Below are 26537 nucleotides of genomic sequence, written 5' to 3'. Positions count from 1 at the left end.
CGTTCACCCGGTGGAAACGCAGCGCGCCGCTCGGTGAAACACCGGATCCGCAGACTTCCCTTCGGTCACACGAGTTGACCAAGACCACAGGAGGAGGAACCGACGTGTCATTCCCCACGATGGGTGTGCCGGACACCGGTGACACGGCCTGGATGCTGGTGAGCGCGGCGCTGGTGCTGCTGATGACCCCAGGTCTGGCCTTTTTCTACGGCGGCATGGTCCGGTCCAAGAGCGTCCTGAACATGATCATGATGAGCATCGGCGCGATGGGCGTCGTCGGTGTGCTCTGGGTTCTGTTCGGCTACTCGATGGCCTTCGGCGAGGACAAGGGCGGCGTGATCGGCGACCCGCTGCAGTTCTTCGGGCTCAAGGGCCTGATCGGCGGGAACGGTTCGGCCGCGGCCGGAGCCACCGCGGCCGTGAACATCCCGCTGGTGGGCACCATCCCGGCGACGGTGTTCGTGGCGTTCCAGATGATGTTCGCCATCATCACCGTCGCGCTGATCTCCGGCGCCATCGCCGACCGCATGCGCTTCGGGCCGTGGATGCTGTTCAGCGCGCTGTGGGCGACGCTGATCTACTTCCCGGTCGCGCACTGGGTGTTCGCGTTCGACGGCGCGTCCGCCGCGCACGGCGGCTGGATCGCCAACCAACTCAAGGCGATCGACTTCGCCGGCGGGACCGCGGTGCACATCAACGCCGGTGCCGCCGGACTGGTGCTGGCGGTCATCCTCGGCCGGCGCCGCGGCTGGAAGCGCGAGCCGATGCGCCCGCACAATCTGACCCTGGTGATGCTCGGCGCGGGACTGCTGTGGTTCGGCTGGTTCGGGTTCAACGCCGGTTCGGCGCTCACCGCGAACGGCTCGGCCGGTTCCACGTTCATCACCACCGCGGCGGCGACCTGCGCGGCGATGCTCGCGTGGCTGGCCACCGAGCGGATCCGTGACGGGCACGCCACCAGCCTCGGCGCGGCGTCGGGCATCGTGGCCGGCCTGGTCGCGATCACCCCGTCCTGCTCCTCGGTCGACGTCGTCGGTGCACTGGCGATCGGCGTGGTCGCCGGCGTGCTCTGCGCGCTGGCGGTGGGCCTGAAGTACCGCTTCGGCCTCGACGACGCCCTCGACGTGGTCGGCGTTCACCTGGTCGGCGGCATCGCCGGCACGCTGATGGTCGGGCTGGTCGCCACCAAGACCGCACCGGCCGGCGTCGACGGGCTGTTCTACGGCGGCGGATTCGACCAGTTGTGGCGGCAGGCGGTCGGCGCCGGCGCGGTCCTGGTCTACTCACTGGTCGGCACGGCGATCATCGCGTATGTCGTCAAACTCCTCATCGGACTGCGCGCCACCACCGAGCACGAGGTGGTCGGTCTCGACGAGACGCAGCACGCCGAGAGCGCGTACGACTTCGCCGGAATCGGCGGGTCGGTGCTGACGAAGGCGCTGGGTTCGAGCAAAGTGGGGTTGACGCACAACGCGGACGTGCTGGTCGACAGCGCGTCGAGCAAGGAAGGCACGCTATGAAGCTGATCACGGCAATCGTCAAACCCTTCACCCTCGAGGACGTCAAGGTGGGCCTCGAGGAGGCCGGGGTGCTCGGCATGACCGTGAGCGAGGTGCAGGGCTACGGACGGCAGAAGGGCCACACCGAGGTCTACCGCGGCGCCGAGTACTCGGTCGACTTCGTACCCAAGGTGCGGGTGGAGGTGGTGGTCGACGACGCGGCCGTCGACAAGGTCGTCGAGGTGGTCGTGCAGGCCGCCCGCACGGGCAAGATCGGCGACGGCAAGGTGTGGGTGACCCCGGTCGAGTCGGTGGTGCGGGTGCGCACCGGCGAACGCGGCGTCGACGCGGTCTGAGCCCTCCCTCTCGTTTCCCTCGCAGCAGCGCCGGCGAGGTTTCCGGGGCCGCGTCGCCCCCGCGGTGAGGCCCCGGAAACCTCGCGGTAACACAGGTGCCCGTCTCGTTCACCTGCCCGCAATGGGTCCGCGCACTGTGTGAAACACGAGGCGAGAAATCTTCTTGTCAACGACAAGGGTCCATGATCGGCGCGGTCACCGGGCCCGGCAGGAGGATCCCCGTGCAGCATTTTCCGACCATGGGCGTGCCCAATGCGGGCGACACGGCCTGGCTGCTGGTCAGCGCCGCGATGGTGTTGCTGATGACGCCGGGACTGGCGTTCTTCTACGGCGGCATGGTCCGCGCCAAGTCCGTGCTCAACATGATCATGATGAGCTTCGGCGCGCTCGGTGTTGTCGGGCTGCTGTGGGTGCTGTTCGGCTACTCGATGGTCTTCGGTGAGGACAAGGCCAACCTCATCGGTGACCCGTTCCAGTTCTTCGGCCTGCACGGGCTGATGAGCCCCAACGGCTCCGGACCGGCCGGGGTGGCCGTCGGCGCCGCCGCCCAGGTCCCGCTCGTCGGCACCGTGCCGGCGACCGTGTTCGTGATCTTCGAGATGATGTTCGCGGTCATCACGGTCGCGCTGGTCTCGGGTGCGGTCGCCGACCGGATGCGGTTCGGTCCGTGGATGGTCTTCGCCGGCCTGTGGGCCACGCTGGTGTACTTCCCGGTCGCGCACTGGGTGTTCTCGATCGACGGCCTCAACGCGGTCAGCGGCGGGTGGATCGCGAACAAGCTGCACACGATCGACTTCGCCGGCGGCACCGCGGTCGAGATCAACTCGGGTATCGCGGCGCTGGTGCTGGCGCTGGTGCTGGGCAAGCGGCGCGGCTGGCGCCGAGAATCGATGCGCCCGCACAACATGCCGTTGGTGATGATCGGCGCGGGCCTGCTGTGGTTCGGCTGGTACGGCTTCAACGCCGGGTCCGCGTTTCGCGCCGACGGCGCCGCCGGCACCACGATGGTCACCACCACCGTCGCCGCCTGTGCAGCGATGATCGCCTGGCTGATCGTCGAACGCTTCCGCGACGGCCACGCGACCAGCCTCGGTGCCGCGTCCGGCGCGGTCGCCGGCCTGGTCGCCATCACCCCGTCCTGCTCGGCGGTCAACGTCCTCGGCGCCACCGTGATCGGTGTGGCCGCAGGTGCGATCTGCGCGCTGGCGATCAGCCTCAAGTACCGCTTCGGCTACGACGACTCGCTCGACGTGGTCGGCGTGCACCTGGTCGGCGGCATCGTCGGCACGCTGCTGATCGGGCTGGTCGCCGCGCCGGAGAGCCCCGCCGGGGTGGCCGGGCTGTTCTACGGCGGCGGCTTCGACCAGCTCTGGCGCCAGGCCGTCGGGGCGGGTGCGGTGCTGCTGTACTCGCTGGTGGTCACCGCGATCATCGCCTACGCGATCAAGTTCACCATGGGGCTGCGCGCGAGCCGCGAGCACGAGGTCGTCGGCCTCGACGAGATGCAGCACGCCGAGAGCGCCTACGACTTCGGCGGGCTCGGCGGCGGGTCGGTGACCAGCCGGTCGCTGAGCATGAGCCGCGGCGACGAGCCCGACGGCCGCAGTGTCCATGTTTCCTGAACCGTCCCCTGAACCCCTGTCTGCCTGAACGGAGTGTCCATGTGCCCTGAGCAGGTCCCCGGTTCCACCGGCCGGTCGTCCGGTCGCAGACGGTCGTCGCCGGGCAGTGCGGGGGACCTCGTGCGGGCGCGCGACCGTCTGGTCGCCGACACCGGCGAGGGCCGTCGGCTCGACGCGCCCGCGCTGCGCGAGGCGCTGACCGACCTGTTCGAGTTCTGGCTGACCGCGAAGGCCTCCGAGGTCGGTGTCACCGCCGGCAGTGCGTTCGCGATCGTCGCGGTCGGCGGTCTGGGTCGGCGTGAGATGATGCCGTACTCCGACCTGGACCTGATCCTCGTGCACGACCGGGTGGCCGGCCCCGCGCTGGCGGAGGTCGCCGACGGGCTCTGGTATCCGCTGTGGGACGCACACATCAAGCTCGACCATTCGGTGCGCACGGTGGACCAGGCGCTCGAGGTGGCCGCCGGGGACCTGACCGCGGCGCTCGGCCTGCTCGACGCCCGGCACATCGCCGGCAACGAGGAGCTCGGCGCCCGGCTGGTCCGCGGGGTGCGGCGCCAGTGGCGCGAGGGCATCCGGTCCCGCTTCGACGGGCTGGTAGAGCAGGCGAAGGGGCGCTGGGACCGCGCCGGTGAGCTCGCCAACCGCGCCGAACCGGACCTCAAGCACGGCCGGGGCGGGCTGCGCGACGTTCAGCTGCTGCACGCGCTGGCCATCGCCCACGTCACCGACGCGGTGCCCGACATGCGGCCGGATTCGCCCGGCGCCGGACTCGAACTGGCCCACACCCGGCTGCTGGACGTGCGCACCGAACTGCACCGGGTGGCGGGGCGGGCCCGCGAGCAGGTGCTCGCGCAGGACGCGGACGAGATCGCGGCCGCACTGCGGATCGGCGACCGGTTCGAACTGGCGCGCCTGCTCAGCGACTGCGGCCGCACCGTCGCCTATGCGGTCGACGTGGGCCTGCGCACCGCGTCGAACTCGCTGCCGCGCTCGGGACTGGGCCGGTTGCGCACCCTGCCGGTCCGCAGGCCGCTCGACGAAGGGGTCGTCGAGCACGCGGGGGAGGTCGTGCTGGCCCGGGACGCGCGGCCGGACCGCGACCCGGGACTGATCCTGCGGGTCGCCGCGGCCGCCGCGCAGACCGGTCTGCCGATGTCGGCGTCCACGCTGAGCCGCCTCGCGGACAGCGCCCCCGAGCTGCGCGGCCCGTGGCCGCGCGAGGCGCTCGACGACCTGCTGGTGCTGCTCGGCGCGGGACGCGGTGCGGTCGCGGCGATCGAGGCGCTGGACCGTACCGGCTTGTGGGGCAGGCTCTTTCCCGAATGGGGCGTGGTCCGCGACTTGCCGCCGCGCGACGCGGTGCACACCTGGACCGTCGATCGGCATCTGGTCGAGACCGTCGCCCACGCCGCGACGCTGACCACCCGGGTGGCCCGGCCGGACCTGCTGCTGCTCGGCGCGCTGCTGCACGACATCGGCAAGGGCCGCGGTGTGGACCACAGCGTCATCGGCGCGGAGCTGGCCGCCGCGATCGGCACCCGGATCGGACTGTGGCCGGCGGACGTGACCCTGCTCGGCGGTGTGGTGCGCCACCACCTGCTGCTGCCGGTGACGGCGACGCGCCGCAACCTCGACAACCCCGCGGTAGTGCAGGGCGTCGTCGACGCGATCGGTGCAGATGCGCAGCTGCTCGAACTGTTGCAGGCGCTGGCCGAGGCGGACTCGCTGGCCACCGGCCCGGGCGTGTGGGGTGAGTGGAAGTCGGCGCTGATCGGCGAACTGGTGCGCCGCTGTCGTCTGGTGCTGCGCGGCGAGGATCTGCCGCACCCCGACCCCGTCGACCCGCAGCATCTGGAACTGGCCTCGAGCGGCGGGGTGCACGTGACGCTCGGCGCCGGCGACGGCGTGCACAGCCGGGTGGTGACGGTGATCGCCCCCGACCAGCCGGGCCTGCTGTCGAAGGCGGCCGGGGTGCTCGCACTGCACGCGCTGCAGGTGCACTCGGCCTCGCTGCGCAGCCACGGCGGCGCGGTGATCAACGAGTTCGTCGTCTCGCCGCGGTTCGGATCCCCACCGGACCGGGGGCTGCTGCGCCAGGACCTGATCCGCGCACTGTCGGGCAGTCTCGACCTGCCCACCGAGCTGGCGCGCAAGGAACGCGACCAGCCCCGGGTCGGGGGCGGCGGTAGCCTCGCCGCCCGCACCGCCCGGGCGCGGGTGCTGTGGTTCGAGACCGGCGCGCCGGACGAGGTGATCGTCGAGGTGCGTGCGCTCGACGCGTGGGGGCTGCTCTCGCGGATCGCGGGCGCGCTCGAGTCCTGCGGTGCGGACGTGCGGTGGGCGAAGGTGTCCACGCTCGGCTCGTCGGTGGTCGACGCGTTCTGTCTCGAGCTCGGCCGTCCCGCGGACCCGGCCACGCGTGCCGACGTCGAGCGGGCGATCCTGACGGTGTCGGCACCGCCGGGCGACGGCGGCGCGTCCGCCTGACCGGGGTGCCGGTCCGTCCTGCGGTTAGGCTGGATTCGGCCGCGACGCGCGCGGGCCGGCGGAGCCTCCGCACCAGAACCATATGAACCAACGGGAGTCACTCGGTGTTCGAATCCCTCTCCGACAGGTTGACCGCGACCCTGAAGGACCTTCGCGGCAAGGGTCGGCTGTCCCCGGCAGATGTGGACGCCACGTGCCGCGAGATCCGCCTCGCACTGCTCGAGGCCGACGTCGCGCTGCCGGTCGTGCGCACATTCATCGCACGGATCAAGGAGCGGGCCAAGGGGGCGGAGGTCTCCGCGGCACTGAACCCGGCCCAACAGGTCGTCAAGGTCGTCAACGAGGAACTGGTCGGGATCCTTGGCGGCGAGACGCGCCGCATCCAGTTCGCGAAGACCCCGCCGACCGTGATCATGCTCGCGGGTCTGCAGGGTGCCGGTAAGACCACGCTGGCGGGCAAGCTCGCCCAGTGGCTGCGCGGGCAGGGCCACACCCCGCTGCTCGTCGCCTGCGACCTGCAGCGCCCGAACGCGGTCACCCAGCTCAAGGTCGTCGGCGAGCGCGCCGGCGTGCCGGTGTTCGCGCCGCATCCCGGCGCGACCACCGCCGGGGAGGCCGAGGGCGCCGGTGTCGGCGACCCGGTCGCGGTCGCGCGCGCCGGCATCGAGGAGGCCAAGGCGCGTCAGCACGACGTGGTCGTGGTCGACACCGCGGGCCGTCTCGGCGTCGACGAGGCGCTGATGCAGCAGGCCGCGGACATCCGCGACGCGATCTCGCCCGACGAGGTGCTGTTCGTCCTCGACGCGATGATCGGTCAGGACGCGGTCGCGACGGCCGACGCGTTCCGCGCCGGGGTCGGCTTCACCGGCGTGGTCCTGACCAAGCTCGACGGCGACGCCCGCGGCGGCGCGGCGCTGAGCGTGCGCGAGGTGACCGGCCAGCCGATCCTGTTCGCGTCCACCGGCGAGAAGCTCGACGACTTCGACGTCTTCCACCCCGAGCGGATGGCCAGCCGCATCCTCGGCATGGGCGACGTGCTCACGCTCATCGAGCAGGCCGAGCAGGTCTTCGACGCGAAGCAGGCCGAAGAGGCCGCCACCAAGATCGGCAGCGGTGAGCTGACGCTCGAGGACTTCCTCGAGCAGATGATGGCGATCCGCAAGATGGGCCCGATCGCGAACCTGCTCGGCATGCTGCCGGGTGCCGGCCAGATGAAGGACGCCATCGGCCAGATCGACGAGAAGCAGCTCGACCGGGTCCAGGCGATCATCCGCGGCATGACCCCTGCCGAGCGCGCCAACCCGAAGATCATCAACGCCTCGCGGCGGCTGCGCATCGCCAACGGCTCCGGCGTGAAGGTCTCCGACGTCAACCAGCTCGTCGACCGGTTCTTCGAGGCGCGCAAGATGATGTCGTCGATGGCCGGCCGCATGGGCCTGCCCGGTGCCCGCAAGAACCAGCGCTCGAAGAAGGGCAAGAAGGGCAAGAAGGGCGGCAAGGGGCCGACCCAGCCGAAGATGCGCGGCGGCTTCCCCGGCGGGTTCCCCGGGGGTCTGCCGGCCGGGATGCCCGACCTGTCGAACATGCCCGCCGGGCTGGACCAGCTGCCGCCCGGGCTCGAGGGCATCGACCTGTCGCAACTCAAGCTGCCGAAGAAGTAGGCCATGGGCACGCCGATGCGGGTCGTGGGCCGGAGCCTGCCCGACGAGCAGCCGATCGAGCTGTGGATCGACGGGGGAGTCGTCTCCACGGAACCGGTGGCCGGCGCGGAGACGATCGCCGAGGGCGGTTGGGTCCTGCCCGGGCTGGTCGACGCGCACTGCCACGTCGGCATCCGCTACGGCGGCGGCCACGAGGACGCCGACGGGATGACCGTGCAGGCGCGGGTCGAGCGTGACCGTGGGGTCCTGCTGATCCGCGACGCCGGGTCGCCGGTCGACAACCGGTTCGTCGACGACCACCCGGAGCTGCCGCGGATCATCCGCGCCGGGCGGCACATCGCCCGCCCCAAGCGGTACATCCGTGACCTGCCGATCGACGTCGAGGACGAGTCGCAGCTGCCCGAGGTGGTCGCCGAGCAGGCGCGCCGCGGCGACGGTTGGGTCAAGCTCGTCGGCGATTGGATCGACCGGTCGGTCGGCGACCTGTGCCCGCTGTGGAGCGACGACGTACTCAAGGAGGCGATCGGCGCCGCCCACCGGGAGGGCGCCCGGGTCACCGCGCACGTGTTCGGCGAGGACGCGCTGCCCGGTCTGATCGAGGCGGGCATCGACTGCATCGAGCACGGCACCGGCCTGACCGCCGAGACCGTCGAGATGATGGTGGAACGGTCGGTCGCGCTGGTCCCGACCCTCGTCAACATCGCCACGTTCCCGGAGATCGCGGACTCGGCTCACCGATTCCCGGTCTACGCGGCGCACATGCGCGACCTGCACGCCCGGCGATACGAGACGATCCGCGCCGCGCACGCGGCCGGGGTGGCGATCTACGCGGGCACCGACGCCGGCGGGTCGATCCGGCACGGCCGCATCGCCGACGAGGTCGCGGAGCTGACCACGGCGGGCTTGACCCCCACCGAGGCGCTCGGGGCGGCGTGCTGGGAGGCCCGTCGGTGGCTCGGTCATCGCGGTCTCGAGCACGGCGCACCCGCCGATCTGCTGGTGTACGACCGGGATCCGCGCGGCGGTCCGGACGTGCTCGCCCACCCGGACGTGGTGGTGCTGCGCGGTCGTGTCATCGGGGGCGCGGGGACGGCCACGGCTGCGGTCGCCTACGCTGGCATTTAATCCAATATTCAATCAATAGCTGGGAGATTCTCATGGCCACCACCTCCGGTCGGACCACCGCTCGCGACTTCGCCGTCCTGGCCCTGCGCGCCGGCGTCGGTGGCACGCTCATCGCGCACGGCGCGCAGAAGATGTTCGGTGCGTTCGGCGGCCCGGGGCTCGAACGTGCGGGCGCCGGTTTCGAGACGATGGGATTCACCAACGGCAAGCAGCACGCACGCCTGGCCGCGGCCACCGAGATCGGCGGCGGCGCGCTGATGATCGCCGGCGGTGCCACTCCGGCCGCCGCGGCGGCCACGCTCGGCACCATGGCGGTCGCGACCGCCGTGCACGCGCCCAACGGGTTCTTCGCCTCCAACGGCGGCTTCGAGTTCCCCGCGCTGCTGGCGCTGACCGGCACCGCCATCGGCATCGCCGGACCGGGTAAGTTCTCGCTGGACGCGGCTACCGGTGATCGGCTCAACCGTCCGTGGATGCGCGGGGTCGCGCTCGGTGCCGCGGCCGCCGGCGCCGCCGGTTTCGTGTCGATGCTGCGCGGCAACCGCGCCTGACCCCCGGGGTTCGTCCCCGTCCGGCCACTGCCGCCCGGATCGTCGATTTCCGCCTGTGGCGACGGTTCTGGCAGAATGGTCCGCTGTCGTCGCATCCGGGTACGCCCGCGCGACGGTCACAGGCTCGAGGCAAAACCGGGCGCACGAGAAGCGTGCGTCGCTGAATTGCACGTGACACAAGGAGAAGAACGCAGCTCATGGCTGTCAAGATCAAGCTCACCCGGCTCGGCAAGATCCGCAACCCGCAGTACCGCATCGTGATCGCCGACTCGCGTACCCGCCGCAACGGCCGCGCCATCGAGACCATCGGCAAGTACCACCCGAAGGAAGAGCCCTCGCTGATCGAGGTCGATTCGGAGCGCGCCCAGTACTGGCTCGGCGTCGGCGCCCAGCCCACCGAGCCGGTCCTGAACCTGCTCAAGATCACCGGTGACTGGCAGAAGTTCAAGGGCCTGCCGGGCGCCGAGGGCACGCTGAAGGTCAAGGAGCCCAAGGCCAGCAAGCTCGACCTGTTCAACGCCGCTCTCGCGCAGGCCGAGAACGAGCCGGTCTCCGAGGCGATCACCCCCAAGAAGAAGAAGGCCGCCAAGGAAGAGGCCGCCGAGGCCCCCGCTGCCGAGGCCGGCGAGTAATGAGTGCCGTCGTCGCCGACGCCGTCGAGCACCTGGTCCGCGGTATCGTGGCCAACCCCGACGACGTCCGGGTCGATCTGATCACCAACCGTCGCGGCCGGACCGTCGAGGTGCACGTCAACCCCGATGATCTCGGCAAGGTGATCGGCCGGGGCGGACGCACCGCGACCGCGCTGCGCACCGTCGTCACCGGCATCGGTGGCCGTGGCATCCGGGTCGACGTCGTCGACACCGACCTGTAGTCCCGCATGGAACTGGTTGTCGGGCGGGTCGTGAAGTCGCACGGGATCCGCGGCGAGCTCGTCGTCGAGGTCCGTACGGACGAGCCGGAGCAGCGGTTCGCGGTCGGCACACAGCTGCGTGGCCACAAGCCCCGCGAGAGCAAGGCATCCAGTTACACGGTCGAAGCCGCCCGGGAGCACTCCGGGCGGCTTCTGCTGCGTCTGGAAGGGATCGCCGACCGCGACACCGCCGATGCGCTGCGCGGGACGCTGTTCGTCGTCGACAGCGCCGACCTGCCGCCGTCGGACGAGGAAGACGAGTTCTACGATCACGAGCTCGAGGGTCTGGTCGCGTGGACCGTCGGGGGTGAGCAGGTCGGCACGGTCGTCGAGGTGTTGCACTCCGCGGCAGGTGAGCTGCTCTCCATCCGGCCCGCCGGTCAGGACAGCGGCGAGATCCTGGTGCCGTTCGTCGCCGCGATCGTCACCGCGGTGTCGCTCGCGGACGGCACCGTCACGATCGACCCGCCCGAGGGCCTGCTGAATCCGGAGTAGCCGTGCGCCTGGACGTCATCACCATCTTTCCCGAGTACCTCGCGCCGCTGCGAACTGCCTTGCTGGGCAAGGCAATCGACAAGGGGCTCGTCTCGGTGGGCGTGCACGACCTGCGCGAGTGGACCCATGACGTGCACAAGGCCGTCGACGATTCCCCCTACGGCGGCGGACCCGGCATGGTCATGAAGCCGTCGATCTGGGGACCCGCGCTCGACGAGGTGTGCCCCGACGACGCGCTGCTGGTCGTGCCCACCCCGGCCGGACGGCCGTTCACCCAGGCCGACGCCCACCGCTGGTCCGGCGAGCGGCACCTCGTCTTCGCCTGCGGGCGCTACGAGGGGATCGACCAGCGGGTCTTCGACGACGCCGCCCGCCGAGTGCGGGTCGAGGAGGTCTCGATCGGCGACTACGTGCTGATCGGCGGCGAGGCCGCGGTGCTGGTCATGGCCGAGGCGGTGGTCCGGTTGCTGCCCGGCGTGCTCGGCAATCAGCAATCCCACCAAGAGGATTCGTTCTCCGACGGGCTCCTGGAGGGCCCCAGTTACACCCGGCCCGCCACCTGGCGGGACCTTGATGTCCCCGACGTGCTGCTCTCCGGCGACCACGGCAAGGTCGCCGCCTGGCGGCGCGAACAGGCGTTGGCGCGCACCGCCGAACGCCGGCCCGACCTGCTCGCACACGTGGAGTTGAGCGCGGGCGAGCGGGCGATGCTCGAGCACTGAACGCCTTCGTTAGCCGCGCCCGCCGATCCCGCCGTCGGGGGCGATGCGATCGATGGCGGCCAGGTCCGCGGCGGTCAGTGTCAGATCGGCTGCCGCGAGGTTCTGCTCGACCCGCAGCGGGTTGCGCGAACCCGGGATCGGGACGATGTCGCCGCCGCGGGCCAGCAGCCACGCCAGTGACAGCTGGGCCAGGGTCGCGCCCTTGCGTGTGGCGAGGTCGGTGAGTTCACCGACGATCGCCCGGTTGCCGCCGAAGTTCTCCGGCGCCCACCACGGGACGTGCCGGCGGAAGTCGTTCGCCTCGTAGCCGTCGCGGGAGACGACCGCACCACTGAGGAAGCCCCGTGCCAGCGGCGAGTAGGCGACGAAACCGATGCCCAGGTCCTCCAGGACGGGGAGGAGGGGTTCGACCTCGCGGGCGAAGATCGAGTACTCGCTCTGCAACACCGAGATCGGATGCACCGCATGGGCGGCGCGGATCGTGGCCTCGTCGGCCTCGGACAGCCCCAGAAACCTGACCTTGCCGGACTCGACGAACTCCTTCATGGTGCCGACCACGTCCTCGATGGGCACGTTCGGATCCGGGCGGTGCTGGTAGAGCACGTCGATCGTGTCGATGCCGAGATTGCGCAGGCTCGCGTCGACGACCTCGCGGATGTGTTCGGGGCGCGAGTCGGATCCGAACGAGCGGGTCAACCCGAACTTCGTCGCGATGACGACGTCGTCGCGCAGCGGTGCCAAAGCGCGGCCGAGCAACCGCTCGCCCTTGCCCCAGCCGTACATCTCGGCGGTGTCGAACAGCGTCACGCCGAGTTCGTGTGCCCGGCGGATCGCGTCGATCGATTCGGCGTCGTCGACCGGACCGTAGCCGACCGCCGTGCCCATCGATCCATAGCCGAGGGCGGAGACGGTCAAACCCTGCGAGCCGAGCGTGCGTGATTCCATGGTCGTCCCTTCGTGGCGTCGGATGTCGACCAATATGTCAGAGGCTGACAACCTTGTCCATGTATGCTGCCGCCGTGGGAAAACCCTCGATCCCGGCCTCGGGGCTGCGCGACATCACCCGGGAGGCCGTGCGGGCGCGCATCTCCGCGGTGGCGGTCGACCTGTTCGCCGAGCACGGTTTCGACTCGGTCACGGTCGAGCAGATCGCCGCCGCGGTGGGCATCTCCGCCCGCAGTTTCCATCGCTACTTCCCGGCCAAGGAGGACGCGGTCATCGGCGACGTCGCCCGATGGGGCGCGATCGTGCGGGACGCGCTCGTCGCACGGCCGGTCGACGAGCCTGCGCTGGTGTCGTTGCGCTGCGCGTTCGAATCCCTGCTGGCCCGATCGCGCGGCGACGAGGACGTGCAGCGCAGCAAGCGGACCATGCGGGTGCTCACCAGCACCGCGTCGCTGCGTGCGCGCAACCTCGAGAAGCATCTGGGTTGGGCGGACATGCTCGTCCCCGTGGTGCGGGAACGCCTCGACGGCGACGATGCGGCACTGCGGGCGCGGACGCTCGTGCAGGTGGCACTGGCCTGCTTCGACACCGCGCTGGCCGCCTGGGCCGAGTCCGAGGATGCGGACGCGGCCGAACTCCTGCGCCGCTCCTTCGAAGCCGTCGCCGCCGGGTGAGCGGGCCACTGTGTCGGAGCCTCGGGGCAGACTCCTCGTCGGGCACAATGACTGTCCGCGAACCGTCCCCGATCAAAGGTGAGTTCTCCCTGTGACGACCAGTGATGTGACCAGTCCCGTTTCCGCTGCGCCGATTCCCGTTGGGCCGTCGGTGAATGCGCGGATCGCCGGCGAGCTGGGTGTCCGCGAGAGCCAGGTGCGCTCGGCGGTCGAATTGCTCGACGGCGGGTCGACGGTGCCGTTCATCGCCCGCTACCGCAAGGAGGTCACAGGCGCGCTCGACGACGCGCAGTTGCGCACCCTCGAGGAGCGGCTGCGGTACCTGCGCGAGTTCGACGAGCGGCGTGCGGCGATCCTCGAGTCGATCGATTCGCAGGGCAAGCTCGACGCGGCCTTGCGGGCACAGATCATGGGCGCCGACTCGAAGGCCCGGCTCGAGGACATCTACCTGCCGTACAAGCCGAAGCGGCGCACCAAGGCGCAGATCGCCCGCGAGGCGGGGCTCGAGCCGCTGGCCGAGGGGCTGCTGGCCGATCCGACAGTCAGCCCGGAGGCGGCCGCGGCCGCGTTCGTGGACGCCGACAAGGGCGTGGCCGACGCCGCCGCCGCACTGGACGGGGCCCGGTCGATCCTGGTCGAGCGGTTCGCCGAGGACGCCGACCTGGTCGGCGAACTGCGCGAGACCATGTGGACGCGCGGCCGGCTGGTCACCACCGTGCGGGCGGGCAAGGAGAGCGCCGGCGCGAAGTTCGCCGACTACTTCGACTTCTCCGAGCCGTTCACCTCGCTGCCCTCGCATCGGATCCTCGCCGCGCTGCGCGGCGAGAAGGAGGAGGCGCTGACCCTCACGCTCGATCCCGAGCCCGCCGCGGCGGCCGATCTCGAGGACGTGCCGGATCCGTTCGCGATCAGCACGTACGAGACGCGCATCGCCGCCCGGTTCGGGGTCGCCGACCGTGGCCGGCCCGCCGACCGCTGGCTGCGCGACACGGTGCGGTGGGCCTGGCGCACCAAGCTGCTGATCAGCCTGGGAATCGACACGCGCATGCGGCTGCGCCAGGCCGCCGAGGAGGACGCCGTCGCGGTGTTCGCCAGCAACCTCAAGGACCTGCTGCTGGCGGCCCCGGCCGGTACCCGTACGACCATGGGCCTTGATCCCGGTTTCCGCACCGGGGTCAAGGTCGCGGTGGTCGACGCCACCGGGAAGGTCGTCGACACCACCGCGATCTATCCGCACCAGCCCCAGCAGCAGTGGGAGCAGTCACTGGCCACGCTCGGCGCGCTGGTACAGCGACACGGGGTCGAGCTGATCGCGATCGGCAACGGAACCGCCTCGCGTGAGACCGACGCGCTGGCCACCGAACTCATCACCCGTGCGGGCCAGGGCGGGGCGAAGGCGCCGACGAAGATCGTGGTGTCCGAGGCCGGTGCGTCGGTGTACTCGGCGTCCGCCTACGCCTCGCAGGAGCTGCCGGATCTGGACGTGTCGTTGCGCGGCGCGGCGTCGATCGCACGGCGCCTGCAGGACCCGCTGGCCGAACTGGTGAAGATCGACCCGAAGTCGATCGGCGTCGGCCAGTACCAGCACGACGTGTCCGAGACGAAGCTGGCGCGCTCGCTCGACGCGGTCGTCGAGGACGCTGTCAACGCCGTCGGCGTCGACGTGAACACCGCCTCGGTGCCGCTGCTGCGCCGGGTGTCCGGGGTCACCGGCTCGCTCGCCGAGTCGATCGTCGCGCACCGGGACACCAACGGCCCCTTCCGCACCCGCGCCGCGCTCAAGGATGTCGCGCGGCTCGGTCCGAAGGCCTTCGAACAGTGCGCCGGCTTCCTGCGCATCCCCGCCGGTGACGACCCGCTGGACGCCTCCGCGGTCCACCCGGAGGCCTATCCGCTGGTGCGGCGCATCCTGTCCGAGACGGGCACGGGGATCAAGGAACTGATCGGCAACACCGCGGTGCTGACCGCGGTGCGCCCCGAGCAGTACGCCGACGAGAAATTCGGTGTGCCGACCGTCACCGACATCCTCGCCGAGTTGGACAAGCCCGGCCGCGACCCGCGCCCGGAGTTCAAGACCGCCACCTTCGCGGCCGGTATCGAGAAGGTCGCGCACCTCAAGCCCGGCATGGTGCTCGAGGGGGTCGTGACGAACGTGGCCGCGTTCGGCGCCTTTGTCGACGTGGGCGTGCACCAGGACGGCCTGGTGCACGTGTCGGCGATGTCCCGGGACTTCGTCAAAGATCCGCACGATGTCGTCAAGTCCGGCGAGGTCGTGCGGGTGAAGGTGCTCGAGGTGGACGTCGAGCGCCAGCGGATCGGACTGAGCCTGCGGCTCGACGACGAGCCCGGCGCCGGGAAGCCGGCCGGCGCGCGTCAGGGCGGCGGCCGGTCCGGCGGGAGCGGAGGCCGCGGGAACGGTGGCGGAAACGAGGCCGGCGGCAATCGCGGGAACGGTGGCGGCCGCCAGGGTGGACAGCGGCGGGGGAACGAGCGCGGTGGCGGCCGCGGCGAGCAGCGACCGGCGAACGGGTCGATGGCCGACGCGCTGCGCAAGGCCGGCTTCGGTCGCTGAGCGAGCGGGACGACCGGCATGCGGCACTGGCTCGACGACGAGATCATCGCGCGCGGGCGTCTGCCGCTGCTGGCGTTCCTTCTCGGATTCCTCGCGGCGTTCCTGTTCATCCGGTTCAGCGTCCGGATGATCCGCGCGAAGGTCCGCTGGTGGCCCGGCAACGTGGCCCCCGGCGGACAGCACATCCACCACGTGGTCTTCGGGGTGGTGACGATGGTCATCGCGGGGGTGGCGCTGATCGCGACCTATCAGGACGGCACGACAACGACCGGGGCGGTGCTGGCGGCCTGCTTCGGGGTGGGCGCGGCGCTGGTGCTCGACGAGTTCGCGCTGATCTTCTACCTCAAGGACGTGTACTGGTCCGAGCAGGGCCGCGCGTCGGTGGACGCCGTGTTCGTGGCGGTCGCGGTGACAGGGCTGCTGCTACTCGGGGCGCGGCCGGACGCGATAGTGAACCCGGAGGATTTCCGGGACAACCCGAACCCGTGGGTCCGGGCGGTACTCGTGCTGTTGACGCTGCTGGGCCTCGCGGTCGCGGCGGTGGTGATCGCGAAGGGCAAGATCTGGACGGGACTGTTCGGGCTGTTCTTCTTCCCGATGCTGCTGGTCGGCGCGCTGCGGCTGAGCCGTCCGGGGGCGCCGTGGGCACGGTGGCGATACCGCGACAAGCCGAAGAAGATGATCCGCGCGCTCGACCGGGAGCGGCGGTACCGGCGCCCGCTGATCCGGACGAAGATCTACATCCAGGACCTGGTGGCCGGCAAGCCGAGCGTTGAGCACGCGGTCGCGGCCACCGAGGCCGAACTCGACAGGACCGTGCAGCCGGCGCCGCCCGCGCCGTCCGGCGGGCGCGGACGTGGGCGGTCATGACCTGCTGACCGGCGGATTTCCTCGATGACCTGCCGGTCTGGCACAATTGGCGGGTTGCCTGCACAGGCGCACCCATTAACTCGGAGTACGAACCAGTCGAGCATCGCGGTTGCGGTGCCGCTCGGGTCCTCTGCTCATGCGATGAAGACGCAAGGATGGAACAACCGATGAACACCTTGGACTTCCTGGACGCCAAGTCCCTCCGCGACGACATTCCGGAGTTCCGTCCCGGTGACACCCTGAACGTGCACGTCAAGGTCATCGAAGGCTCGAAGGAGCGCGTGCAGGTCTTCAAGGGCGTCGTGATCCGCCGTCAGGGCGGCGGCGTGCGCGAGACCTTCACCGTCCGCAAGGTCTCGTTCGGCGTCGGCGTCGAGCGCACCTTCCCGGTGCACAGCCCGAACCTGGCCAAGATCGAGGTCGCGACCCGCGGCGATGTGCGCCGCGCGAAGCTGTACTACCTGCGTGAGCTGCGTGGCAAGGCCGCCAAGATCAAGGAGAAGCGCTGAGCGCAGCCGGGTACTCCCGGCACTCCTCTAATCTGTCCTGGTGACCGATTCCACAACGCCTCCGCCCGGTGACATCCCACCGGGCGGAGGCGCTCTCGACAGAGGGCCAGATGACACCCGGCGCGCCGACGGGGCCGGGCCCGCGGAAGCGACACCCTCCGGCTCACAGCCGCCCGACACGAAGACGGGGAGCACCCGGATGACAGAAGGTCCAGCCGGAACGGCCGATGCCGACCCGACCCCGCCGCCGGTCCGGGTCCCGGACTCCGATCGGAACCCCACGCCGGACACGGCAGCGCAGGAGGGGGCCGAGTCGTCGAGGGCAGGGCAGGACAAGGCCGAGCAGGACACGGCTGGGTCGTCGGGCCGTGGGGGGCGTGCACGCAAGTCGCGTTCGCTGTGGAAAGAGATCCCGATCCTCATCGTGGTCGCGCTCGTGCTCTCGGTCGTGCTGCAGACGTTCATCGCGCGCGTCTACCTGATCCCGTCGCAGTCGATGGAGCCCACCCTGCACGGATGCCCGGGGTGCACCGGCGACCGCATCCTCGTCGACAAGTTGAGCTACCGCTTCACCGATCCCCGCCCCGGCGACGTGGTCGTCTTCAAGGGGCCGCCCTCCTGGGACAACGAGTTCGTGTCCAACCGCTCGAAGAATGTCGTCATCCGTGGTCTGCAGAACATCGGCTCCGTGATCGGGCTGGTGCCGCCGGATGAGAACGACCTGGTCAAGCGGATCATCGCGACCGGTGGCCAGACCGTGCAGTGCCTCCCCGGCGATGCCGGGATCAAGGTGAACGGCAAGGTTCTGAACGAGCCCTACCGCAAGAATCCGCCAACGCCGTTGCCCGGCGCCGACTCGCCCTGTCAGGGGCCGTACTTCGGGCCGGTGACGGTCCCCAAGGGCGATTACTGGGTGATGGGTGACAACCGGACCAACTCTGCCGACTCGCGTTATCACATGGGCGACGACCTGCAGGGCACCGTGCCGCGCAGCGACATCATCGGCAAGGCCCGGTTCATCGTGCTGCCGCCGTCGCGTTGGGGATCGATCTCCTCACCGAACCCGCAGTCCTAGACTCGCGGGTGGTGAGACGTGATGGGAAGCTGGCCGCCGCGTGCGGTGATCCGGCGTTCGGCGGGACTGCGGGCGATGGAGTCGGCGCTGTACCGGCGCGGGCTCGGTCCGGTCGCCGGGGTCGACGAGGCGGGTCGCGGCGCGTGTGCGGGTCCGCTGCTGGTGGCCGCCTGTGTGCTCGGACCGCGGGTGCATCCACGGCTGGCCGGTCTCGACGACTCCAAACGGCTGACCGAGCGCAAGCGTGACGAACTGTTCCCGCTGATCCAGCGGTACGCCGAGGCCTGGTCGGTCGTGGAGATCCCCGCCGCCGAGGTGGATCTGCGCGGGGTGCACGTGGCCAACATCGAGGGCATGCGGCGTGCGGTGGCCGGCCTCGATCTCAGCCCCGGATATGTGTTGACCGACGGGTTCCGGGTGCCGGGTCTGCCCAGTGCGTCGCTGCCGGTGATCGGCGGCGATGCGACCGCGGCCTGCATCGCGGCCGCCAGTGTGCTGGCCAAGGTCACCCGCGACCGGATCATGGTCGAGATGGACGGGCAGGTGCCCGGTTACGGGTTCGCCGTGCACAAGGGGTACGGCACCGCCGCCCACACGGCGGCGATGCACCGGCTCGGCCCGAGTGCCGAGCACCGGTGGTCGTATGCCAATGTGGCCCTCGCCGCGGCGGGCGACGTGGCCGGGCGCGGCCCGGTTGCTCCTGCGGTGGTGGAAAGTGCGCGATGATGGAGGAGTCGGCCGGTCACCCGGTAGCAGGCCCGCCACGTCGCATGTCAGAGGAGGAACACGAAGTCGATGAGTGCCGAGGATCTCGAGAAGTACGAAACCGAGATGGAGCTCTCGCTGTACCGGGAGTATCGGGACATCGTCGGCCAGTTCTCGTACGTGGTGGAGACCGAACGGCGGTTCTACCTGGCCAACGCCGTCGAGATGGTCCCGCGCAACGCAGACGGTGAGATCTACTTCGAGCTGCGGATGTCCGACGCGTGGGTGTGGGACATGTACCGCCCGGCCCGGTTCGTGAAGTACGTGCGTGTGGTCACCTTCAAGGATGTCAACATCGAGGAGCTGGACAAGCCGGAGCTACGGCTTCCCGACAGCGATCCGTTCGGCGGCTGACCTACCACAACGGTCCGACAACTCCCCGGTCGAGATGAGGTCGCGGGCGGCGGTTGTGCACAGGCGTCGTAGCCATCCCCAGACCGGCGCGAGGACGGTGCCGGACCACCCGGCGCACGCCACTGTGGGGGAATGACCAACACCTCGAGTGCTCATCCCCGACCCACCGGGTCACCGTCCGTCGGGAAACCGCCGGCAGGGTCACCACGTGCCGAACTCGGCGCGCACGGCGAGGACGTGGCCGCGGACTATCTGCAGGCCCAGGGCTATCGGATCCTCACCCGCAACTGGCGCTGCCGGCACGGCGAGATCGACATCATCGCGGCGACGCAGTCGACGGTGGTGTTCGTGGAGGTCAAGACGCGCGCGGGGACGCGGTTCGGCACACCGGGCGAGGCGGTGACACCCGCCAAGCTCGGCCGGGTGCGCAGGCTGGCGTCGAGTTGGCTCGCCGGTCAGGACCGCGGCTGGGATCAGGTCCGCTTCGACGTGGTAGCGGTGCTGGCTCCGCCCGGTGGCCCGGTCACGCTCGAACATCTCGAGGGGGTGTGGTGATGGCGCTCGGGCGGGCGTACTCGGTGGCGTTGACCGGCATCGACGGGCAGATCGTCGAGGTGGAGGCCGACATCGGCCAAGGCCTGCCGGGCGTGCACCTGGTCGGGTTGCCGGACACCGCGCTGCAGGAGTCGCGGGACCGCGTCCGGGCCGCGGTCGCCAATTCGGGCCAGTCCTGGCCGTCGGCGAAGGTCGTGCTGGCGTTGTCGCCGGCGACACTGCCGAAGGTCGGGTCGGTGTACGACTTGGCGTTGGCCGCGGCCGTACTCAACGGGCACGGGAAGGTGCCCGCCGACCGGTTGCGCAGCAGCGTGCTGCTCGGTGAGCTGGCGCTCGACGGCCGGGTCCGCGGGATCCGCGGCGTGCTGCCGGCGGTGATGGCGGCCCGTGCCTCCGGATGGCCGACGGCGGTGGTGCCGCAGGCGAACCTCGGCGAGGCGGGGCTCGTCGAGGGGATCGAGGTGCTCGGCGTGGCCGACCTGCGGGAGCTGCTCGGGTGGCTGCGCGGGGAGGTGCCGCTGCGGGCGGCGGAACCGGCCCCGGCCGCCGACGCCGGCGCGGCCCCGAACCTGAGCGAGGTCGTCGGGCAACCTGCGGCGCGTTGGGCGGTCGAAGTGGCGGCGGCCGGTGCCCATCACCTCATGCTCACCGGCCCGCCCGGCGTCGGCAAGACGATGCTGGCGCAACGACTCCCGGGCCTGCTGCCGGCGTTGGAGGAGCGGGCGGCGCTGGAGGTCACGGCCATCCACTCGCTGGCGGGCGCGTTGCCGCCGGGCCAGCCACTGATCACACTGCCGCCGTTCATCGCGCCGCACCACACGTCGTCGGTGAGCGCCCTGGTCGGCGGTGGCAGTGGCATGGCCCGGCCCGGAGCGGTCAGCAAGGCCCACCGCGGTGTGCTGTTCCTCGACGAATGCGCGGAACTGGGCACCAAGGTCCTCGAGGCATTGCGCACCCCGCTCGAGGACGGGGAGGTCCGGCTCGCCCGCCGCGACGGGGTGGCCCGATACCCGGCGCGGTTCCAACTGGTGCTGGCGGCGAACCCGTGCCCGTGCGCACCGGCCCGCGACGTGGACTGCATCTGCCCGCCCACGGTGCGGCGACGGTATCTCGGCAAGTTGTCGGGGCCGCTGTTGGACCGGGTGGACCTGCGGGTACGGATGCTGGCGATGCGCGCGGGCGTGCTCAACGCGGAGGTCTCGGAGGACACCGGGGCCGTGCGGGCACGGGTGGCGGTCGCGCGCGCTGCCGCCACCGAGCGTTGGCGGGAGTTCGGGTGGCAGACCAACGCGGAGGTTCCGGGACCCGCGCTGCGGCAACGTTTCCGCCCCTCTCGAGCGGTGTTGACCCCGCTCGAGGAAGCATTGCGGGCCGGTGATCTCACCGCGCGCGGGGCCGACCGGACCCTGCGCGTTGCGTGGACGGTCGCCGACTTGGCCGGTCACACGGTGCCGACCCGCACGGATGTGAAGGCGGCGTTGGGCTTTCGGGATCGGGTGGTGGCGTGAGCGATTCGGAGAAGCTCAGGGCATGGGCCTACCTGTCCCGGGTGACCGAGGGGCCGTGTGCCGCGCTGCTGTCGCTGGTCGACCAGATCGGACCGGTCGACGCCGCGCGGGCCGTCCGCCAACACTCCGACCTGCCCGAGGCGCTGCGAAGCCGCACCGAGGGGCGACGCCACATCGACCGGGTCGACGCGGACCTGGCCCTACTTGACCGGCTCGGTGGCCGTCTGCTGACCAGGGAAGATCCCGAATGGCCACACTGGCGGTTCGTGGAACTCGGCCGGGCTCGCGACACCGCCGCGCCGACGGCCCTGTGGGTGCTCGGCGATCCCGACCTGGCCGCGGTCACCGAGCGGGCGGCCGCGATCGTGGGAACGCGCGCAGCAAGCGGTTACGGCGAGCATGTCGCGACCGAGTTGTCCGGCGACCTGGCAGCCGAGGATTGGGCGGTGATCTCGGGTGCGGCGTACGGCATCGACGGTGCCGCACATCGGGCGGCGCTGGCGGCCGGTGGCGTGACGGTCGCCGTGCTGGCCTGCGGAATCGACCGGGTGTATCCGTCCGGCCACGCGGGTCTGCTCCGCCACATCGCCGAGTCGGGCTCGGTGGTCACGGAGTATCCGCCCGGCACCATCCCGGCGAAGTTCCGCTTTCTCGCGCGCAATCGCCTGGTCGCGGCGCTCTCCGATGCCACGGTGGTGGTCGAGGCGGGCTGGCGCAGCGGCGCCCGCAACACCGCGCGGTGGGCCCGCGCCCTCGGGCGGCCGGTCCTGGCCGTGCCGGGGCCGGTGACCGCGGCGACCTCCCGCGGCTGCCACCGGATGATCCGCGAGGGCGAGGCGCAGTTGGTGACCGGTGCGGCCGACGTGGTCGAGGCGGCGGGTCCGCTGGACGCGGCCGCTGGGATCGGTGCCGTCCGCGCCGCCGACCGCGCCCATCGCCGCCCCACCGATGGACTCGACGAGGGGGAACTCGCGGTCTACGAGGCGCTCCCGGTGCGCGGGTGCCGCGACGAGGACCAGTTGTCGGTGGAATCCGGGCTCGGCGTGGGCGCGGTCCGTGCCGCCCTCCCGGGACTCGAGATGCGGGGGCTCATCGAGTGGTCCGACCAGGGATGGGTCCGCGTGCGCGCCCGTCGCGCGCGATGAGCACCGGCGGCGGGCCGGGGCCCGGCGGGTCAGCGGGCGAGCAGGCGAAGCGACAGCGCCGACAGCACCGCCATCGTGAGAATGGTCACCGCCATCGGCACGGCGCTGGTCGGGCCCGCGAGCCCCACGATCGGCGAGACGACCGCACCGACAGTGAACTGGAGCGCGCCGAGCACCGCGGATCCGGTGCCGGCGGCGTCGGGCACCTCGCCCTGCGCGAGCGCAGTCGCGTTGCCGAAGACGAATCCGATGCTGGTCACGATCGAGAACAGGCTCACCAGCATCGCCCAGCGCAGGTCGTCGCCCAACGCGACCACGAGGGTCAGTGCTACCGAGGCGACGAGCAGCGCGGTGACACCACCGCCGAGCAACTGCCGCGGTGTCCACCGGCCGATCAGCCGGGCGTTGACGATGTTGCCGCCGACCAGGCCGACGGCGTTGGTCGCGAACACCACGGAGAACATCGCGGGGGAGAAGCCCAGCATGTCCTGGAAGACGAAGGAGGACTGCGCGATGTAGCCGAACAGCGCGCCGAATCCGCAGGCGAAGGCGAAGGTGTAGCCGAGGAAGCGGCGGTTGCGCAGCACGTAGCGCGCGTTACGGGCGAGCGCGCCGAATCCGGAGCCGTGCCGTCGCTCGGCGGGCAGGGTCTCGGGCACCAGGAGGATCACCCCGACCAGCATGATCACCGCCAGCGCGGTCAATACCCAGAAAACCCCGCGCCAGCCGATCGGGTCGACCATCGCGCCGCCGGCCAAGGGCGCGACCACCGGCGCGATACCACCGATGATCATCATGATCGAGAACAGGCGCGCGGCGGTGTCGCCGCTGGTCCGGTCCGCGATCACCGCCCGCGCGAGGACGATGCCGGCGGCCCCGCACACGCCCTGCAGAAAGCGGGTGGCGATGAGCACCTCGACCGATCCGGCGGTGGCGCACAGCGCACCGGACGCCGCGCACAGCGCCGTTCCCACGATCAGTGGACGTCGGCGCCCGATGCCGTCCGAGAGCGGACCGATCAGCAACTGCCCGACGGCCAGCCCGGCCATGAACGTGGTCAGGGTCAACTGGACGCTGCTCGCGTCGGCGGACAGGTCGGCCGACACCTGCGGCAGTCCGGGAAGGTACATGTCGGTCGCGAGCGGTGCGATGGCCGAGAGCAGGGCCAGCGTGCACAGCATGAGCGGCGGGATCGCCCGCTGGCGGCGGGCTTGATCGATCACAGGGCGACCTCGCGTGGAAGACGGACAGGGGTGGTTGACCGTTCAACGATAATCGGCGACGGCGCGCCGGGGCGCGCGGGTACTCTCCGTGCCGGGGCGCGGGGCATGCTGAAGACCATGACCGGAGTCGAGCCGCTGCCCGGGCGGCTGCAGCACCATCTCGACGAGTTCACGGAACACCTGGTGCTCGAGCGCGGCCGCGCGGCCCATACCGTGCGCGCCTACCGGGGCGATGTCGCGACGCTGCTGAACCACCTGGTCGCGTCCGACCCGGATGCCGAACTCGTCGATCTCGACCTGGGGGTGCTGCGGTCGTGGCTGTCCGAGCAGTCGGCAGCCGGTGCCGCCCGCACCAGCCTGTCGCGCCGGGCCTCGTCGGTGCGGACCTTCACCGCCTGGGCCGTGCGCACCGGGCGGCTCGAGGTGGACCCTGCCATCCGGCTCAGCGCGCCGCCGGCGCGCCGCACCCTGCCGGCCGTGCTCCGTCAGGACCATGCGGTCCAGGCGATGGATGCCGCGGAATCCGGTGCACGCGAACAGGATCCGGTCGCGATGCGGGACCGTCTGGTGGTCGAGCTCTTGTACTCGGCGGGCATCCGTGTCGGTGAGCTGTGCGGGCTCGACATCGACGACCTGGACCTCGACCGGCGCCTGCTCCGGGTGATCGGCAAGGGCGACAAGGAACGTTCCGTCCCGTTCGGCCGACCTGCCGAAGAGGCGCTCGACCTGTGGCTGAGGATCGGTCGGCCTGCGCTCGCCGCGCCGCGCTCCGGCCGCGCCCTGTTGCTGGGCAGCCGTGGCGGGAGGCTGGACCAGCGCATCGCCCGCAAGGTCGTGCACGAGGTGATGTCGGCGGTCCCGGACGCGCCGGACATCGGACCGCACGGCCTGCGGCATTCGGCGGCCACTCACCTGCTCGAGGGCGGTGCGGACCTGCGGGTGGTCCAGGAACTGCTCGGCCACGCGAGCCTGGCGACCACCCAGCTCTACACGCACGTCAGTGTGGCCCGCCTGCGTTCCGTGCACGACCAGGCCCATCCGCGCGCCTGACCGGCCGGAATCTCGGCGGCACGAGCGCGGGAGCGGCCGCCGTTCAGGCGACCAGACCGCCCGACAGGAGTGCGTCGGCCCACTCGGTGACCTTGTCCCCCGGGGCGACGGTGCTGTTCGCGTCGTGCGGGCCGAACGATCCGACCCGCTCGGCACCGAGCTCGACGAAGCGGCCCGCGACGAGTTCGGCGGCCTGGTTGAACGTGGTGTCGTAGATCGAATCGCCCAGCCCGAGAACGGTGAACCGCAGCCCGGACAGATCGGGGCGCTGCTCACCGAGCGCGTCGAAGAACGGCTCCGCGCTCGCGGGCAGCTCGCCGTCGCCGTATGTGGAGCAGACCAACACGTGGAAGGTCGACCGGTCGAGGTCGGTCACGTCGTAGTCACCCATGTCGAAGACGCTGGGCTGGCAGTGTCCGCCGAGGGCGTCGGCCAGGTCGTAGGCCACGGCCTCGCTGGTACCGGACTCGGTGCCGTACAGGATGACGACGCGCATGGTGGTACTCCCTTCGCGATGGTGTGCCAGGACGATCAGTAGACGTCCCGGTGGTAGCGCCCTTCACGGCGCAGTGCGGCCACGTACTCGACGGCCCGCTCCCGGTCGCTGACCGCGTGCTCGGCGACGATGTCGACCAGTGTCGCGTCGACGTCGCCGGCCATGCGCTGGGCATCGCCGCAGACATACAGGTGTGCACCCGCATCCAGCCACGCGAGGAGGTCTCGGCCGTGGTCGCGCATACGGTGCTGGACGTAGACCTTGCCGGCCTGATCTCGGGAGAAGGCGAGGTCCATCCTGGTGAGCAGCCCGGATGCGGCCGCCTCGGTGAACTCGTCCTCATAGAGGAAATCGGCGGCCCGATTCCGATCGCCGAAGAACAACCAGTTCGGTCCCGACGCGCCGCGCAACCGGCGCTCCTGGAGGAACGCGCGGAACGGGGCGACGCCGGTGCCCGGTCCGATCATGATCACCGGAAGGTCGTCCGCGGGCAGACGGAAGCGCTTGTTGGGCAACATGAACGCGCCGCACCGTCTGTCCGGGCCGATCCGATCGGACAGATACGACGAGCACACCCCGCGGTGGTCGCGGTCTCCGGTGCGATAGGCGACGCCGGCCACTGTCAGGTCCAGGGTCTCGGCCGCGGCCAGCGGGCTGGAGGCGATCGAGTAGGCCCGGTGCACCAGCGGGTGCAGCAGCGTGATCAACCGCTCGGCATCGGGGCGCAGCCCGGGGACCAGATCGAACACGTCCAGGACGTCACGACCCCACAGCCAGCGGTCCAGTGCCTGGCGATCACCCGCGGCCAGCAGTGCCTCGATCTGCTCGCCGCCCGGATGGGTCGCGGCCTCCCGGAGCAGGTGCAGCGACGGCAGGGCGAGCTCTAGGTCGTGGGTGAGCACGTCGGCCAGCGTGCGGTCGACGGGATCTGCCGAACGCGGCCCGCGGCCGCCCGGTTGCAACATCTCCTCGCCGTCCAGTCCGAGACGCGTGAGCAGCGACGCGACCAGTGCCGGGTCGTTGACCGGCACGACGGCCACGGAGTCGCCCACCTCGAACGTCAGGCCGCTGCCGGCCAGATCCAGCGTGTAGTGCCGGACGTCCTTGGTCGACGCCGGACCCGTCAACCGGCGTCCGCCGAGCAACGCGGCGGCGAAGGGACGCTTGCGGTTCCAGGCCGGGGGAGTGCGTCGGGGCGGGCGCCCGGCGGGCTCGGCAATTGCGGTGAGGGCGGATCGGTGTGTCATCACGGGCCCCTCTCGGCTCCGGGCAACTCGACCAACGACTGCTGGGTAGAGCTAATTAAAGAAAAAATATCATCTAAATTGACGGGGTGGAACTGGCGGTGACGGCGGCGGGTAC

26 protein-coding genes are annotated in these 26537 nt (G+C 70.9%); 22 read left to right on the top strand and 4 right to left on the bottom strand.

Annotated features, from left to right (window positions below; translation table 11 throughout):
* The first annotated feature begins 119 nt into the window (after positions 1-119).
* From G4X40_RS12885 to trmD, 11 genes are all read left to right on the top strand, one after another.
* Positions 120-1520: an ammonium transporter gene (locus tag G4X40_RS12885; protein ID WP_277833103.1), complete on the top strand. Its 1401-nt coding sequence runs from the start codon at positions 120-122 to the stop codon at positions 1518-1520.
* On the top strand, positions 1517-1855 hold the full coding sequence (locus tag G4X40_RS12880; RefSeq protein WP_277832950.1) for a P-II family nitrogen regulator: 339 nt from the start codon (positions 1517-1519) through the stop codon (positions 1853-1855). Before G4X40_RS12885 ends, G4X40_RS12880 begins: the two co-directional genes overlap by 4 nt.
* Before the next feature lie 239 nt (positions 1856-2094).
* Complete coding sequence (locus G4X40_RS12875; protein WP_277833102.1) at positions 2095-3477, top strand: ammonium transporter; 1383 nt, start codon at positions 2095-2097, stop codon at positions 3475-3477.
* Positions 3478-3516: 39 nt separating this feature from the next.
* Entirely contained in the window at positions 3517-5967 is a 2451-nt protein-coding gene (locus G4X40_RS12870; RefSeq protein WP_277832949.1) for a [protein-PII] uridylyltransferase, read from the top strand.
* Positions 5968-6071: 104 nt separating this feature from the next.
* Entirely contained in the window at positions 6072-7628 is a 1557-nt protein-coding gene (ffh, locus tag G4X40_RS12865) for a signal recognition particle protein (protein WP_277832947.1), read from the top strand.
* 3 nt (positions 7629-7631) lie between these two features.
* Complete coding sequence (locus tag G4X40_RS12860) at positions 7632-8753, top strand: amidohydrolase family protein (protein ID WP_277832945.1); 1122 nt, start codon at positions 7632-7634, stop codon at positions 8751-8753.
* Positions 8754-8785: 32 nt separating this feature from the next.
* Positions 8786-9304: a DoxX family protein gene (locus G4X40_RS12855; RefSeq protein ID WP_277832944.1), complete on the top strand. Its 519-nt coding sequence runs from the start codon at positions 8786-8788 to the stop codon at positions 9302-9304.
* Between the two features lie 197 nt (positions 9305-9501).
* Complete coding sequence (gene rpsP / locus G4X40_RS12850) at positions 9502-9936, top strand: 30S ribosomal protein S16 (RefSeq protein ID WP_277832943.1); 435 nt, start codon at positions 9502-9504, stop codon at positions 9934-9936.
* Positions 9936-10178 (top strand): RNA-binding protein, encoded by a 243-nt coding sequence (locus G4X40_RS12845; protein ID WP_277832942.1) that lies wholly within the window; start codon positions 9936-9938, stop codon positions 10176-10178. Before rpsP ends, G4X40_RS12845 begins: the two co-directional genes overlap by 1 nt.
* Positions 10179-10184: 6 nt before the next feature.
* Positions 10185-10712: a ribosome maturation factor RimM gene (gene rimM / locus G4X40_RS12840; RefSeq protein ID WP_277832940.1), complete on the top strand. Its 528-nt coding sequence runs from the start codon at positions 10185-10187 to the stop codon at positions 10710-10712.
* A 2-nt stretch (positions 10713-10714) separates the two neighbouring features.
* A complete protein-coding gene (gene trmD / locus G4X40_RS12835; RefSeq protein WP_277832939.1) occupies positions 10715-11434 on the top strand; it encodes a tRNA (guanosine(37)-N1)-methyltransferase TrmD in 720 nt (239 codons plus the stop codon).
* Positions 11435-11443: 9 nt separating this feature from the next.
* Here the strand turns inward: trmD and G4X40_RS12830 are convergent, their stop codons facing one another.
* Complete coding sequence (locus G4X40_RS12830; RefSeq protein WP_277832938.1) at positions 11444-12379, bottom strand: aldo/keto reductase; 936 nt, start codon at positions 12377-12379, stop codon at positions 11444-11446.
* Between the two features lie 74 nt (positions 12380-12453).
* Between G4X40_RS12830 and G4X40_RS12825 the strand changes: the two genes are divergently transcribed.
* The 10 genes from G4X40_RS12825 to dprA all read left to right on the top strand — a co-directional run bounded on the left by G4X40_RS12825 (position 12454) and on the right by dprA (position 22406).
* Positions 12454-13053: a TetR family transcriptional regulator gene (locus tag G4X40_RS12825; protein WP_277832937.1), complete on the top strand. Its 600-nt coding sequence runs from the start codon at positions 12454-12456 to the stop codon at positions 13051-13053.
* 91 nt (positions 13054-13144) lie between these two features.
* Entirely contained in the window at positions 13145-15625 is a 2481-nt protein-coding gene (locus tag G4X40_RS12820) for a Tex family protein (protein WP_277832935.1), read from the top strand.
* An 18-nt stretch (positions 15626-15643) separates the two neighbouring features.
* Positions 15644-16495 (top strand): hypothetical protein, encoded by an 852-nt coding sequence (locus G4X40_RS12815; protein ID WP_277832933.1) that lies wholly within the window; start codon positions 15644-15646, stop codon positions 16493-16495.
* Positions 16496-16662: 167 nt separating this feature from the next.
* On the top strand, positions 16663-17004 hold the full coding sequence (gene rplS, locus G4X40_RS12810) for a 50S ribosomal protein L19 (RefSeq protein WP_277832930.1): 342 nt from the start codon (positions 16663-16665) through the stop codon (positions 17002-17004).
* A 199-nt stretch (positions 17005-17203) separates the two neighbouring features.
* Positions 17204-18079 (top strand): signal peptidase I, encoded by an 876-nt coding sequence (gene lepB, locus G4X40_RS12805; RefSeq protein WP_277832929.1) that lies wholly within the window; start codon positions 17204-17206, stop codon positions 18077-18079.
* Positions 18080-18100: 21 nt separating this feature from the next.
* A complete protein-coding gene (locus G4X40_RS12800) occupies positions 18101-18805 on the top strand; it encodes a ribonuclease HII (RefSeq protein WP_277832928.1) in 705 nt (234 codons plus the stop codon).
* A gap of 69 nt (positions 18806-18874) precedes the next feature.
* Positions 18875-19198 (top strand): DUF2469 domain-containing protein, encoded by a 324-nt coding sequence (locus G4X40_RS12795; protein ID WP_277832926.1) that lies wholly within the window; start codon positions 18875-18877, stop codon positions 19196-19198.
* Positions 19199-19330: 132 nt separating this feature from the next.
* Entirely contained in the window at positions 19331-19753 is a 423-nt protein-coding gene (locus G4X40_RS12790; protein WP_277832925.1) for a YraN family protein, read from the top strand.
* Positions 19753-21261, top strand: coding sequence for a YifB family Mg chelatase-like AAA ATPase (locus G4X40_RS12785; protein WP_277832924.1), 1509 nt, complete (start codon positions 19753-19755; stop codon positions 21259-21261). Before G4X40_RS12790 ends, G4X40_RS12785 begins: the two co-directional genes overlap by 1 nt.
* Complete coding sequence (gene dprA, locus G4X40_RS12780; RefSeq protein WP_277832923.1) at positions 21258-22406, top strand: DNA-processing protein DprA; 1149 nt, start codon at positions 21258-21260, stop codon at positions 22404-22406. Before G4X40_RS12785 ends, dprA begins: the two co-directional genes overlap by 4 nt.
* Positions 22407-22435: 29 nt before the next feature.
* Here dprA and G4X40_RS12775 read toward each other — a convergent pair whose 3' ends face one another.
* On the bottom strand, positions 22436-23587 hold the full coding sequence (locus G4X40_RS12775; protein WP_277833100.1) for a multidrug effflux MFS transporter: 1152 nt from the start codon (positions 23585-23587) through the stop codon (positions 22436-22438).
* Between the two features lie 159 nt (positions 23588-23746).
* Here G4X40_RS12775 and G4X40_RS12770 point away from each other — a divergent pair, with 159 nt between their 5' ends.
* Complete coding sequence (locus tag G4X40_RS12770; protein WP_277832922.1) at positions 23747-24679, top strand: tyrosine recombinase XerC; 933 nt, start codon at positions 23747-23749, stop codon at positions 24677-24679.
* A gap of 43 nt (positions 24680-24722) precedes the next feature.
* Here G4X40_RS12770 and G4X40_RS12765 read toward each other — a convergent pair whose 3' ends face one another.
* Both G4X40_RS12765 and G4X40_RS12760 read right to left on the bottom strand, forming a co-directional pair.
* Positions 24723-25175, bottom strand: a complete 453-nt coding sequence (locus G4X40_RS12765) for a flavodoxin domain-containing protein (RefSeq protein WP_277832920.1) — start codon at positions 25173-25175, stop codon at positions 24723-24725.
* Between the two features lie 35 nt (positions 25176-25210).
* Positions 25211-26422 carry a diflavin oxidoreductase gene (locus tag G4X40_RS12760; protein WP_277832919.1) on the bottom strand — a complete coding sequence of 404 codons (1212 nt, stop codon included), beginning with the start codon at positions 26420-26422 and terminating at the stop codon, positions 25211-25213.
* Positions 26423-26537 lie beyond the last annotated feature (115 nt).

This window comes from Speluncibacter jeojiensis, assembly GCF_029589495.1.
Classification (GTDB): Bacteria; Actinomycetota; Actinomycetes; order Mycobacteriales; family Mycobacteriaceae; genus Speluncibacter; species Speluncibacter jeojiensis.
Note: the sequence above shows the minus strand (reverse complement) of the source record. Positions and strands in the feature narration are given on the sequence as shown.